This is a genomic window from Candidatus Paceibacterota bacterium (genome assembly GCA_028697015.1).
Classification (GTDB): Bacteria; Patescibacteriota; Minisyncoccia; order Minisyncoccales; family GWA2-38-27; genus JAQVFW01.
In genome coordinates, this window is sequence record JAQVFW010000008.1 from 1 (window position 1) to 13,401 (window position 13,401).

Annotated in this window: 14 protein-coding genes and 6 tRNA genes; all 20 read right to left on the reverse strand. The window is 35.1% G+C overall.

The window, feature by feature from the left end:
* Positions 1-183: 183 nt before the first annotated feature.
* Positions 184-258, reverse strand: a tRNA-Gly gene (locus PHH50_02720).
* Positions 259-267: 9 nt separating this feature from the next.
* A tRNA-Phe gene (locus tag PHH50_02725) sits at positions 268-340 on the reverse strand.
* A 15-nt stretch (positions 341-355) separates the two neighbouring features.
* Positions 356-431: transfer RNA gene (locus PHH50_02730), tRNA-Val, on the reverse strand.
* Positions 432-453: 22 nt separating this feature from the next.
* A tRNA-Leu gene (locus PHH50_02735) sits at positions 454-537 on the reverse strand.
* Positions 538-548: 11 nt separating this feature from the next.
* Entirely contained in the window at positions 549-887 is a 339-nt protein-coding gene (rplS, locus tag PHH50_02740; protein ID MDD3729205.1) for a 50S ribosomal protein L19, read from the reverse strand.
* A complete protein-coding gene (locus PHH50_02745) occupies positions 871-1,587 on the reverse strand; it encodes an RluA family pseudouridine synthase (protein MDD3729206.1) in 717 nt (238 codons plus the stop codon). Before PHH50_02745 ends, rplS begins: the two co-directional genes overlap by 17 nt.
* An 84-nt stretch (positions 1,588-1,671) precedes the next feature.
* Positions 1,672-1,743, reverse strand: a tRNA-Val gene (locus PHH50_02750).
* Between the two features lie 30 nt (positions 1,744-1,773).
* Positions 1,774-1,846 (reverse strand) — tRNA-Ile (locus PHH50_02755).
* Positions 1,837-2,514: a hypothetical protein gene (locus tag PHH50_02760; protein MDD3729207.1), complete on the reverse strand. Its 678-nt coding sequence runs from the start codon at positions 2,512-2,514 to the stop codon at positions 1,837-1,839. The genes PHH50_02755 and PHH50_02760 overlap by 10 nt, the downstream gene beginning before the upstream one ends.
* Before the next feature lie 109 nt (positions 2,515-2,623).
* Positions 2,624-4,504, reverse strand: coding sequence for an ATP-dependent zinc metalloprotease FtsH (ftsH, locus tag PHH50_02765; GenBank protein ID MDD3729208.1), 1,881 nt, complete (start codon positions 4,502-4,504; stop codon positions 2,624-2,626).
* Positions 4,505-4,593: 89 nt separating this feature from the next.
* Positions 4,594-5,664, reverse strand: a complete 1,071-nt coding sequence (locus PHH50_02770; GenBank protein ID MDD3729209.1) for a S1 RNA-binding domain-containing protein — start codon at positions 5,662-5,664, stop codon at positions 4,594-4,596.
* A gap of 109 nt (positions 5,665-5,773) precedes the next feature.
* Positions 5,774-6,208: a response regulator gene (locus PHH50_02775; GenBank protein MDD3729210.1), complete on the reverse strand. Its 435-nt coding sequence runs from the start codon at positions 6,206-6,208 to the stop codon at positions 5,774-5,776.
* A gap of 78 nt (positions 6,209-6,286) precedes the next feature.
* Complete coding sequence (locus PHH50_02780; protein ID MDD3729211.1) at positions 6,287-7,342, reverse strand: hypothetical protein; 1,056 nt, start codon at positions 7,340-7,342, stop codon at positions 6,287-6,289.
* A gap of 317 nt (positions 7,343-7,659) precedes the next feature.
* Positions 7,660-9,516 (reverse strand): phenylalanine--tRNA ligase subunit beta, encoded by a 1,857-nt coding sequence (locus PHH50_02785; GenBank protein MDD3729212.1) that lies wholly within the window; start codon positions 9,514-9,516, stop codon positions 7,660-7,662.
* A gap of 8 nt (positions 9,517-9,524) precedes the next feature.
* Positions 9,525-10,556: a phenylalanine--tRNA ligase subunit alpha gene (locus PHH50_02790; protein ID MDD3729213.1), complete on the reverse strand. Its 1,032-nt coding sequence runs from the start codon at positions 10,554-10,556 to the stop codon at positions 9,525-9,527.
* Between the two features lie 32 nt (positions 10,557-10,588).
* On the reverse strand, positions 10,589-10,789 hold the full coding sequence (locus PHH50_02795; GenBank protein MDD3729214.1) for a DUF6485 family protein: 201 nt from the start codon (positions 10,787-10,789) through the stop codon (positions 10,589-10,591).
* A 47-nt stretch (positions 10,790-10,836) separates the two neighbouring features.
* Entirely contained in the window at positions 10,837-11,511 is a 675-nt protein-coding gene (locus PHH50_02800) for an HD domain-containing protein (protein MDD3729215.1), read from the reverse strand.
* Between the two features lie 9 nt (positions 11,512-11,520).
* A complete protein-coding gene (locus PHH50_02805; GenBank protein MDD3729216.1) occupies positions 11,521-11,715 on the reverse strand; it encodes a hypothetical protein in 195 nt (64 codons plus the stop codon).
* 4 nt (positions 11,716-11,719) lie between these two features.
* Positions 11,720-12,643 (reverse strand): L-lactate dehydrogenase, encoded by a 924-nt coding sequence (locus tag PHH50_02810; GenBank protein MDD3729217.1) that lies wholly within the window; start codon positions 12,641-12,643, stop codon positions 11,720-11,722.
* A gap of 4 nt (positions 12,644-12,647) precedes the next feature.
* On the reverse strand, positions 12,648-13,361 hold the full coding sequence (locus PHH50_02815) for a deoxynucleoside kinase (GenBank protein MDD3729218.1): 714 nt from the start codon (positions 13,359-13,361) through the stop codon (positions 12,648-12,650).
* Positions 13,362-13,401 lie beyond the last annotated feature (40 nt).

Below are 13,401 nucleotides of genomic sequence, written 5' to 3' on the forward strand. Positions count from 1 at the left end.
CCATACTACCCCGTCTTCATATGCTTTGACAAATCCTTTAATGTTTGTAAATTTGCAATGGATTTTGTGGAAAAATGGCATACATTTATGGCCTCAGGGAGTCCAGGATGTATGTGAGGTTATGCAGCAAAATTCAATACAAAAATTCTTTCCTTGGTATTTATAAAAACTAGAGAAAAATTATGGAGCGGGAGACGGGGATCGAACCCGCGATCTTCTCGTTGGCAACGAGACGTTCTACCGCTGAACTACTCCCGCTAATTACTGTGCCGAGGCCCGGAATCGAACCGGAATCTAATGTTTTTCAGACATTCGCCGTGACCGACTTGGCTACCTCGGCATATTTTTTCCACTTTGGTGGGCGCTGAGGGATTCGAACCCCCAACCTACTGCGTGTAAAGCAGCCGCGCTAGCCGTTGCGCCAAGCGCCCATATTATTTTAAAAAGAACAAGTGCGCGGGAGAGGATTTGAACCTCCACGACCGTAAGGCCACCACCACCTCAAGGTGGCGCGTCTGCCAGTTCCGCCACCCGCGCTTTTGGAATTTCTACTTTTTCTTCTTCAATTTCGCTCTCTTTCCTGTTTTTTCTCTAAGATAATAAAGCTTTGCCTTTCTTACTTTCCCTCTTTGAACTATCTCTATTTTCTTTACAACAGGAGAATGCAAAGGAAATATTCTTTCAACGCTTACATCGGAAGATATTCTTCTGACGGTGATTGTTGAGGAAATTCCTTTCCCGTGCTTTTTGGCTATAACGACTCCTTCAAAAACCTGAATCCTTTCCTTATCCTTTTCTTTTACGGCTTGATGAATTCTAACAGTATCCCCCGGCTTTATATCCGGCAAATCGCTTTTCAGCTGGCTTGTTTCAATTTTGGTAATCATGTTTTTTATTGTCTTTTTTTAAATTTTCTAATACTTCCTTTAATTCTTCCGGTAAATCGGAGTGGAATTCTTTTAAAACTCCTGAAGGAAGATTTATTTTGATATAGCAGGCGTGAAGAAAAATTCTTTTCAAATTAGAAGGATTTTTCTGATTTTTGAATCCATAAAGATTGTCTCCGGCAACAGGATAGCCAAGATAGGAGAGATGGCATCTTATTTGATGCTTTCTTCCTGTTTCCGGCTCAACCTCCAAAAAACTGTATTCTTTGAATTTTTCAATCACTCTGTATTTTGTCACTGCTTCTCTTTTTATTCCTTTCCCCGGCAAAGAAAGAGGATAGGCCTTTTGTTTTCTAAAATCAGACAAAGACCTTCCTAAAGGAGCGTCGATTATTCCTTTTTCTCCTTTTACGTTTCCCCATACGAGAGCAAGGTACCTTTTCTTCACATCCCTATTTTTAAATTGTTTTTGCAAAAAAAGCAAGGATTTATCGCTTTTTCCTACAAGAAGAACTCCCGAGGTATCTTTATCAAGGCGGTGAACAATCCCGCTTCGTTCCACTTCTTTTAAAAAATCGTACTTTTTTACAATAATATCGGCAAACGATATTTTGATATTCCCTTCCTTTAAAACCGGAATTCCTGAAGGTTTTTCAAAAACAAGAACATCTTTGTCTTGATAAATTTCTATTATTTCCATCTTTACATCCCAGCTTAGCAGAAAATCAAAGAAAAGAGAAGTGATTTGTCATATTTGCTTTTTTTGCAAATTACAAGATCATTGTGGGCTTAGTAGGAATCGAACCTACGCTCTCGTCGATGTCAACGACGCGTTTTACCATTAAACTATAAGCCCTTTTGCTTTCTCTTTTTTATTTTTATTTAGTGCGCCCGGATGGAGTCGAACCATCTACCTGCTGTTTATAAGACAGCCGTTCTGACCGGTGAACTACGGGCGCATATTAATATATCTGTCTGCAATTGCCTTTATAGCCATATGAACTTCTTCTGTCAATCTTGCATTTCCGATACTAACATTGCAAGTTCCATGACCAAATCCACCCTTGTGATTTATTCTTACGCTAGAGGTTTTTTTAATATAAGGTCTTGTGAATTGATCGAGTGGAATATTCAATATCTTTGACCAAAACCTCACTTCCTCTTTTATGTTCATGTCTTTATAAAGATGCAATTGAACCCTTATTTTTTCCCTGGATACATTAAAACACTTGATAAGCCAAAAAATAAAAAAGTTGAGAACAGACGGATCTGTATTAGAAATAGAAATTAAGGTATCTGCTTTTTTGTTTCCTTCTCCCCAATAAAGAAATAAACCATTTAAATATATCTCTCTTCTGCTAAAAGGAAATATAATTTTCTTTTGTTTTTTATAAAAACCCTTTAATCTTTCTTCTTTCTTTCTTCTCATTGTTTCTCGGTATTTTTCGATTCTTTGCTCGTTACAATCTCTAAGCTCTCTTATTCTTTGTCTGGATAAAGGATAGTTTTTAAGCCAAACACTTAAGGTACCCTTACTCACTTTTAGGGTTTTCTTTATCTGACTATAGCTCATTTGCTTTTCTTTTCGCAAAAAAACAGCTTTCTCTCGATCCTTAATTCGTGCCATAAATAATGAACTTCAAAAATGTTTATAATAAAAGGCAATTGCCTGTTCATTATTATAACACTAAATATTTTAAAGAACAAATATTAATAAACTTAGTAAAGAGTAATTCTTATATATTTTTTATTTTGATTTTTGGAGAATCTAAATAAGAATTTTCTTTTTTGACGGTTTTATTTTTCCCCGTTTCTTTTATCAGCTTCTCATATTCCTCCCTCTCTATGGTTTCTTTTTCAATCAAGGCCCCAGCAATGCGCTCAAGTGTTTTCTTTCTTTTAGTTAAAACTTCCATCGCTTTTTTTTCAGCGGCTTTTACAAACTTTTCTACCTCGCTATCTATAACTGCCGCTATTTTTTCCGAATAATTCCTCTGTTCCGATATCTCTTTTCCTAAAAATACAAGCTCTTCTTTTTCTCCGAAAGAAACAGGGCCAAGAGAAGACATTCCGTATTCTTTTACTAGTTTTCTTGCAAGATCAGAAACCCTTCTTAGATCGCTTGAAGCTCCTGTTGTTGTTTCATTGAAAATGATTCTCTCAGCGCAATAACCGCCAAGAAGAGTAGCCATATCGGCTAAGAATTCCTTTTTTGACTTTATTCTTCTCTCTTCTTTTGGAAGCTGAATGGTATATCCGGCAGCCATTCCTCTTGAAATAATTGATATTTTTCTTACGGGCTCAGAGACGGAAAGAACAGAAGAAACAAGAGCATGCCCCGCTTCATGATAAGCGGCTATTTCTTTTTCTTTTTTTGAAAGAATATGGCTTTTTCTCTCGGGTCCCAAAAGAACCTTCTCTATTGATTCTAAAAATTCTTCCTGATAAACCTGAGTTTTATTCCTCCTTGCAGCAAGAATTGCCGCTTCATTAACCACATTTGCAAGTTCCGCTCCTGAGAATCCGGGAGTTCTTTCTGCTGTTTCTCTGAAATTGACATTAAAAGCAAGGGGTTTGTCTCTTGTATGTATTTTAAGCAGTTCTTCTCTGTCATTTACATCCGGAGGGTCAAGAATTATTTTCCTGTCAAATCTTCCCGGCCTTAGCAAAGCAGGGTCAAGAACATCCCCCCTGTTTGTCGCTGCCATAATAATAACATTGGTTTCCCTCTCAAAGCCGTCCATTTCAACCAAAATTTGATTTAATGTTTGTTCTCTCTCGTCATGCCCTCCTCCAAGTCCCGTTCCTCTGTGCCTACCAATAGCGTCAAGCTCGTCAATAAAAATGATGGCGGGAGATGCCTTTTTTGCGGTAGAAAAAAGATCTCGAACTCTGCTGGCACCAACTCCAACAAACATCTCTACAAATTCAGAACCGGAAATATGGAAAAAGGGAACTTTGGCTTCCCCTGCAACCGCCCGAGCAAGCATTGTTTTACCCACTCCTGCTCCTCCGAGAAGCAAAACGCCCCTTGGAATTCTTGCTCCCATTTTCAAATATTTTTTAGGATTTTTAAGAAAATCAACAACTTCTTTTAATTCTTCTTTTGCTTCTTTTAATCCGGCAACATCGTTGAAATTTATTTTCTCTCTCGGATGGCCCTCAGCCCCAAAAAGACGGGCCCTTGCTTTTGTAAAATTAAAGGTCTGGGCAACTCCCGTTTTTGCCTGGCGAATTATGAAATAAAAGATAAAGACAAAAAGAATAATAGGGAGAAGAGTTAAAAAAGGCCAAACCCATGTTCCGGGCTCTCTTTTTGTTTCTATTTCAAGCCGCCTTAAATTTTCCGTGCTCAGTCCGTAATTGATAAGCTGTTCTGAAAGGGAGACCCCGGCTTCTTTTCTTGAAGAAGCGCTTGTTTCATCTTTGTAAAAAATCTCAACCGTATCTCCTGCCACGGTAACTTTCTTCACCTTTCCTTGTTCTATCTCTTGGACAAGAGTTGTAAGAGCAATATTCTTATCGCTCTCAAACGAAGAAGAGAAAAAGGAAAAAAGAAAAGAAATAAGGAGAAAGGAAACAATAACTATTGCAAAATTTTTAATAAAGTTTTTCATGCTTATAATTTATCACAATCCTTTGTTTTTTTCAATAAAAAAAGCTCTTGCCTTAAACAAAAAAACAAGAGCAAAACAGAATATTGAAATTAGCTGACATACTTAAGGCCTATTCTGTGCTCGTTTGGTTCTATCGATATTATTTCAAATTTATAATCCTTTTCTTCCTCAATTTCTTTTTCCATTTTCTTGAAATTTCCGAATTCGGAAACATGGCATAATCCCTGAAAATCTGAAGAGAGCTGAACAAAAGCGCCAAAAACATTAAGCTTAATGATTTTTCCCTTAACAATATCTCCTTTCTTGTATTTTTTATCAATATTATCCCAAGGATCTTTTTTCAACGCCTTTAAGGAAAGAGAAACTTTGTTTTTATCTATGCTTACTATTTTAAGTTTTACTTTTTCTCCCACTTTGACAACTTCAGAGGGGCTTTTTACCAATCTCCAATCAAGCTCTGAAATATGGATAAGCCCTTCTATATTTTCATCTCCGAATTTAACAAAAGCGCCAAAATCAACAATTCCCGTGATTTCCCCTTCTATTACGTCCCCCGGCTTATACCCTTCAAGAATAAGGGCCATTCCTTCGTCTTTTTTCGCTTTTTCAGAAAGAATCAACTTGTTTTCCTTTTGGTCAAGGTCAAAAATTTTAACTTCCATTTCCTTGCCAACAAATTTTTGGAGCGCTTTTAATATTTTCTGATTATCTCCTCCCTCCACCTTTGGATAATTTTGAGCTGAAAGCTGGGAAACCGGAATAAAAGCAGTTACTCCGAAAAGTTCAGTAAGAAGACCCCCCTTATTTGCTCCGATAATTTTTACAACGGACAATTCGTCATTTTCTTTTTTCGTTTTTAAAGCATCCCAAGAAAGTTCTCTGCCTGCCTGATTCAAAGAAAGTTCCACATAATTGTCTTCGTTTTCAAGTTCAATTACTTTTGCAAAAATAACGCTTCCTCTTTCAAGAGATTTAATTTTGTCTCTTGATTCATAAAATTCCCTTCCATAAATAATTCCCGCTCCAAAAATTCCAAGGTCAACAAAAACAGAGGCCTTTCCGGTGCCTATAATTTTTCCCTCAATAATATCTCCCACTTTTGGAATTTTAAGAAAGTTTTTGGGTTCGTTTTCTTCTTTTGGAATATCGTCCTTAATCATAGGATGGAGATTAACATAAGAATAAAAAAAAAGCAACTTTTTTTTAAAAAAGAAAAGTAACTAAAACAATTCCATTTAAAACAAAAAAAGTTCCTCTTTAAAATATTTTTTACTTGGTTTCAAGCTTTTTCTTTACCATTTCTGCTATTTCTCTTGGGGTATAATCCGTTTTGAGCATAAATTTCTCAGGATTAAGACCATATGCTCTTTTCTCAATTTCACTATCGATATAGTTTGTAAGGACAAAAACAGGAATATCTTTTACTTTATCGTCCTTTTTTATTTCTTCAAGAATATCAAGGCCGTTCATATCGGGAAGTATAAGGTCTAAAATAATGGCATTTGGTTTTTTCTTTTCTCCTTTATTTATTTTTCCTATTTTTTCAAGAGCTTTTTTGCCGAAATCAGCAACATCAACTTCAAAATTTTCCATTTCTAAAGCAATCCTGTATATATCAATAGTCGGCATATCATCCTCAATTAATAAAATTATCTTTTTTCCCATAATATCGCCATCTGCCTTATTTACAGTAAAACAAATCATAGGAATATGTCAATCTTCAAAAAAAATAAAAGGAGGATATTTCAATCCTCCTTTGAAATGCAAGAAGCATTCCTTTTTTTATTCTTCAAGAACGCTGGCAACCCCGCCTCCTTGGCAAACGTTTATAACCCCTCTTTTCCAGTAGCTGTCCCAATCGTCCATTCTAATAATAGAATAAAGATAAGAAAGGTCAGGGCCATTGGCCCAAAAAGCGACATTAAAATCAAGAGCTGCCTCTTTCCCGTTTAAAGGCAATCTGGGAAGCCACATCCCTTTATAAAGACCGTTTTTTCCTTCTCTTACGCCGTTTATGGCTTTTTGCCAAACTTGATCATCGGCCAAACGGCCAAAAACAATTCCTTTTCCGGAAGATCCCCTTAAGGGCTTGATGACAAAATCTTCTTTTTCCCCATTAAAATCCGAAAGAGGTCCGGCGAAAAGATCTGAAGAAAGAATATCTTTTCTTCCGGCGTCTTTTTCAGGTAAAAAAGAGACAGTATTAAAAACGGGCACTTTTTCTTTTTGCTGTCTCAAAATCCAATTTTGAACTTCTATAGGAAATTCATCTTCCGTTTCGGAAAAACGAACATCTCCCCATCTCCAAATTGGAAGATTATTTGCGTTTTCAAGGCAATTATACGGATGCCTTAGAACTTCAAGCTCGAGGCCTTCTTTTTTAAGAAGGTCAATAAAATCATCTCCCCATTCTCTTTTAAGAAGGCTTTCTCCTTTGATAAAAAGAATTCTTTTTCCAAAATGCATTTTAATTTCTTTTGCAATCCTTTCCCATATTGGAATAACCATAATTCCTTTTTTGTTCATTGCGCAAAGCGCGCTGCAGCATTCCGGAGAATGGGCATTTATTTCGTAAATTCCGCAAAAAGAAATTTCACCAAAGTCAACAAACCCATTATTCTTTACAAAAGAAGAAAAAGAAGGGACAAGATCAAATCTAATAATCCCCTTAAAATTGAAATTCTCGGTTTTTTTTACAATCTCTTCCCATAAGGGCTTGCAAAAAGCAACTATTTTTTCAATCTCTTTTTTGCTTATCCTAACTTCTCCGTCATAAACATTGATTTTTTTTCCTCCCAAATCAAGACAGGGAACAAACGACCCCTTTCCAAACCTCATTTCATCCTCCTTCTTTGTCAAAGAGCTAGAAAGAACTAAAAGATAAATTCAATAAAATTCATTTTTTAATTCTCTTTTAAATATTTTTTAAAATCAAAAAACCCTCCTTTAAATCGGGAGGGTTTAAGATTTTAAATTTAATGTCTATTTAATCACAAAAATATTCTCAGCCCTCCCTTAGGAAAGAAAGTAAAAAAAGAAAACGCCAAAAAAAAGCGCTTTTTGTTTTCTAAAAAGAGGGTTAAATTATTTTTTCTGCTTATTTTTTCTTTCATTATATCTATAGTAATTATCTAAAAAAATTTGTCAATAAATTTTTAAGTTTTCAATCTGACATTAATCTTATTTTCAAGGTCATCTAGTATTTTTTTTCTTATTTCCCTTGCATCTTCTGAAGAAATTTGTTTTTTTCTGTCCAAATAGGAAACCGATAAAGTAATAAAGTTGTCATAAATATACTTGAAATCGGCCGTTTCAATTCTTTTATCAGCTTCAGTGATAATTTTCTTAATTTCTAAATAAAGAACTCCTTGCGGAACAACAAGAGTGAGGTCTTCCTTAATCGGACTGAATTTTGAAATAGGATTGTATTTCTTGTTTCTGCTTGCCAGTTTTGCCGCTTCTTCAAAATTTATTTCCGCTGATAGAATTCCATTTTTTTCTTTCACTTCAAATATTATTTTCCCCTCTTCTATGCCAAGCTCTTCAAGAAGGGCTTCTATTTCTCCTTTAAACTTCAAATATTCCATTCCTTTTGCGGCAACTCCAAGCATAAGGGGCTGGTATGGAAGCCCTTTTTTTTGGGGTATAAAAATATTTGAAATTTCAAAAACAGCCACTTTCTCTTTTCTATCTTTATTTTTCAATATTACTTCTATAAGCTGGGGAATAAGGGATGTTCTTAAAAAAGCAAAGTCCTTTGTTAATGGATTTATAACCTCAAGCGCGTCTTTTGAAACGTTTTCCTTTTTTGTTAAAGTATAATTATAGCATTCATAAAAACCCCTGTATTTGAGAAAATCCTTGGCAAGGTCCTCAAAATAAAAGAGATTGTTGTCCTCTTTAACGGGAATATCTCCCCTTGGCAAGAGAGAGGGAATTTTATCGTAGCCATAAATTCTTATCGCCTCTTCGGCCAAATCCTCTACATTTTCAACTTCGTTAATCCGCCAAGAAGGAGGAACAACTTTTTTCTCTTTTATTTGAAATCCTAATTTTTTCAAAATTCCATCAACAATTCCTTTCTTGATAGAAACTCCAGCGATTGTATTTATTTTTTCATAATCAATGACTATTTCCCTTTTTTGAGGCAGTTTATTTTTAATATCTATTAGAGAAGAAGAAACTTTGGCTCCTGCAGTTTTTTTTGCCATTTCAACTGCAAGCCATAAGGAAGGAAGAACTCCTTCAAAATCAACTCCTTTTTCAAATCTTAAAGCAGCGTCAGTCCTGTGTCCCAAAAGCATTGATGCTCTCCTTATTTTTAAAGGGTCATAAATTTGAACAAAAAGAAGGACTTTCTTTGTATCTTTGTCTATCTCGCTATTTTTTGCCCCCATAATTCCGCACAAATCAATCAGGCGCCCTTCTTTATCTTTTATTACAATAACCCCTTCCGGCAGAGTTCTTTCCACATTATCAAGGGTTATGATTTTTTCTCCTTTTTTTGATTCCTCAATAACCATCTTTTTTCCTTTTATTTTATCAAAATCAAAAGCGTGCATCGGCTGACCCCTGTCAATCATTAAATAATTTGTAATATCGACTATGTTGTTTATAGGCCTGATGCCCACTTTCAAAAGACGCTCTTTTATAATTTTCGGGGAGTCGTCTATTTTGACATTATCAAGAACAACGGCGCTAAACCGAGGAACTAAATTCTTGTTTTTTATTTCAACTTCAAGAAAATCGTTTTTTTCTCCTTTTTGAACTGCCGCTTTTTTCTCTTTTATTTTCCCTCCAAAAACGGCTAAAAGTTCCCTGCTTATTCCAAGAACGGACAAAGCGTCTCCTCTATTGGGAGTAACTTCAATTTCAAAAATACTGTCTCCTTTTTCTTTTATTATTTTCTCTACGCTAAAAGAATGAAGAGAAAGGCCTTCTGCAATTTTCTCCGGAGAAAGATTTGTCTTGAAATAATCTTTCAGCCAAGAATATGGAATTAAAATATTCATATCAGTTTTTAAAATTGGCCAAGAAATCTAAAATCGTTGTTAAATAAATGCCTTATATCGTCAATTTCCGTTCCTCCTTTCATCATATAGACCCTTTCAACTCCCCAACCGAAAGCAAATCCCGTATATTTTTTGGGATCTATTTTTCCATATTGAAGAACTTTTGGATGGACCATTCCCGCCCCTCCAAGTTCTACCCATCCCTCTTTGCAAAAACGGCAGCCCTTTCCGTTACAAAGGTCGCAATTTATATCAACTTCAAAACTCGGCTCGGTAAATCTGAAGTTATACGGCCTAAGGCGTGATTTTCTTTTGCTTCCAAAATAGGTTTTAAAGAAATAATCAAGAGTACCCTTAAGGTCGGCTATGCTTATTCCTTTGTCTATAACAAGGCCCTCAAATTGGAAAAAGCTGGGAATATGGTTTATATCTATCTGCCTTCTTCCGCAACGGGAAATATTGAGCATTCTGATAGGAATCTTTCCTTTTAGCATTTCTCTGACCTGTCCGCTTGAGGTATGGGGAGTAATCACCATTTTCCCATACTTTTCATCTTCTTTGGCGTTTATAAAAAAGGTTTCCCACTCGTCCCTCGCTGCATGATTTTTGGGCATATTCAAGGATTCAAAAGCGAAATAGTCCCATTCCACTTCCTTATAGCGAACCTTATTAAATCCCAAAGGATTAAATACCTCAACTATTTCCCTTATTGCCTTGGTTGTAACATGCAAATGCCCAATATTTGGCTTTTCTCCGGGAAGAGACCTGTATAAATCGCTTATTTTTAATTTTTCTTTTTCAGTAAATTGTTTTGCCAATTCTTTCATTACCATCTCGATATTCCTTTTTAGTTCATTAAGAACCGGCCCCATTTCTTTTTTTTCTTCAACTTTAAGATTCTTCAGCTCTAAAAAAAGAAGGGCTAACTTTCCTTTCTTTCCCAAATATTTTATTTTTAAATCTTCAAGAAACGAAGAAGAAGACATTTCTTTGATGTCTTTCTGAAATTCTCCTTTTATTTTTTCAATTTCTTCTTTCATTCTTTAATTAAAATTTACGCTTTTTATTAAAATCAGCTATTTATTTTTTTATTCCTTAAGAAATTTTCAACCGTCCTGTCATAGGTTTTCTCAATTTCTTTCGGAAAAAAACATCCCGGCAGTTCGTTCTTCTCCCTGTGATGCTTTACGCAAAGACAGCAGATTCCCTTTCTTTCGCATCCAGGATAGCTGCAAGGACAATATTTTAAGTTTTCTTCCTTTTTGCATTCCATGTGTTTAATATAAACTATTACTAGAGAAAAAGAAAGAGAGGCCTTTTTTAAATTTCCCCTTTTATTTCTCTTTCCAATCGTTCCAAGAATTTTTTATAAAAACCCATTCTTTCTTTGCAAATTTCTTTCGCTTTTTTAGTATATAATTTGTTTTCCAAAAACTTTGTTTTTGTTTCAAATTCTATTTGAATGCTGTGTTTTGTTTTATCTCTTATTCTTCCGCTAATATTACCTCCCAAATTGTCTTTAATGTATTTGTTAATATTAACTTTGAATGTATGTATTTTGGCATTATTTCTTCCCACCCAGACAAAACTGCGAGCAACACCAATTGCTCCTACTGTATCAAGCTTATCCGCGTCAAACAAAATTTTAGCTTCAATGCTCTTTGGCTCATTATTATTTCTATACCTATGAGAAAGAATGCAATCTTGAATGTGTTTTATCTTTTCCTTTAGAAATTCCAATTTTTTCAAAATAGGCCCTGCCATCTTAGAGCCCAAGACTGCATGATCGGTATTTCCAGTAAAATCATTATCCTCTCTCACTCTTGCAATATCATGAAGAAGGGCGGATGTTTCCAAAACCTCTAAGTCAGCTTTTTCGTTTTTTGCAAGAGACAAACATAGATTATAGACCCTTTCTGTGTGGTCTATTCTGTGAGCAGAGCAAGAAAGCTCTTTTTCAACAATCTCTCTTATTTTTTTAATTTTATCTTTCATTATATTTTTTTAAAAAAAAGTCAGATAACCAACCCATAAAACAAGCGCAAAATAAAGGAAAGCCCATCCTTTGGAAAGAGGAAACCAATCAGAAAAATATCCAAGGTTTTCCAAATACCATTTGTTATTTGTCCATACTAAAGCGTTTATCGCTATAGCATCAAACAAAAGCAAATAGAAAATTATAATCCGGAAAGTGTTCATTTTTTTAGCGAAGATTATTTGCCGCTTCTCTTATCTTATCTGCAGATATTTTCAAAAGATTCTTTTCTTTTTTTGAAATATCAATTTCAATCTTTGCTTCTATCCCGTCTTTTCCTAAAACTATAGGAGAACTCAAGCAAATATCCCTGATTCCGTATTCTCCGTTAAAATAATGAGAAAGGGGCAAAACTCTTTTTTTATCAAATAAAATTGTCTCAGATATTTGGGCAATTCCTCCTGAGATGGCAAAATATGTCGCCTGTTTTCCTTCTATAATGGCATAAGCAGCATTTTTGGCTTTGTCTGATATTTTTTCTTTTACATGAGGAGAGAGCTTCTTGAACTTGTCTATATGCGTATTTCCGACAGTAGCAGTACTCCAAAGAGGCACTTCGCTGTCTCCATGCTCTCCTATAATGTAGGCATGAGCGCTTTGAGGGTTAATTTTTAGCTCTTCTCCGAGAAGAAAGCGGAATCTTGCCGAATCCAAAATAGTCCCCGTTCCTATTATTTTGTCTTTTTTTTCCGGAAACATCTTTACGGTCAAATAAGTAAGAACATCAACCGGATTTGTCACCATAAGAATAATTATATCCTTGTTCTGTTTAAAAATATTACTCGCTACGTTTTTAACTATATCCCAGTTTTCTTTAATAAGATCCATCCGAGTTTCTCCTTTTTTCTGACTAACTCCGCAACAAATAATCGCAATCTTACTATCTTTTATGTCTTCATATGTCCCTGCCTTTACTTTTGTATAACCCCAAAAAGGAACCGAATGCTGAAGATCCATGGCTTGGGATTTGGCAAGTTTTTCGTTTTTATCAATAAGAACGATTTCTCCTGCAATTTTGCCGGCAATAAGAGAATAAGCCGCTGTGCTCCCGACAAATCCCGCTCCGATTATTGTAATTTTGTTTTTCATCATATTGTTATTTTTCTAAAATATGCTTTTTTATCGCGTTTAAAATATATTTATGGATTTCTTCAATCGACAGCAACTTTCCATTTTCAAGGCATTCTATTATTTTAAATTCTTTTTTAAATTTCTTTCCGAATTGAAGATAGGAAGAAAGGGCAAAAACCAGATGCTTTTTGTCTTTTTCATGAATATCTCTCTTCTTTTTTCCAAGATAAAGCATCTTCTTTTGTTTTTTCTCCTTATCGGTTATTTTTGAAGATAATTTCAAAGAAAAATCGGCAGATGTCTTTAAAAAAAGAATAATATCCGGCTTTGGTATTTCAAAAATGCCGTATTCCAGATCAAAAAGCCATTTGAAAAACTTTTCTCTTTCTTTCTTTTCTTTAATCTTTCCTCCCTGGTGTCCGGCATTTGAAGCCGTATATCTATCCGAAATGACAATTTTCCCTTCTCTTAGCCATTCTTTAATTTTAAATCCGGCGTTATACCTGTCGCAAGCGTAGAAAATGGAAGCTCTATAAGGGCCGACTTCTTTCGCACTGCCGTATTTTCCGTTTAAATATTCCTCAACAAGTCCGGCTGATTTTTTTCCGTATTGAGGAAAATCAATCCTTTCAACCTTATACCCCTCTTCTTTCAGGCGCTTTTCCAAAAGTTTGGTTTGGGTTGATTTACCCGAACCATCAAGGCCTTCTATAACGATAAATTTTCCCTTTTTATTCATTTCCTCTATTATGCCACTTTAAAACTTAAAATTCAAATAA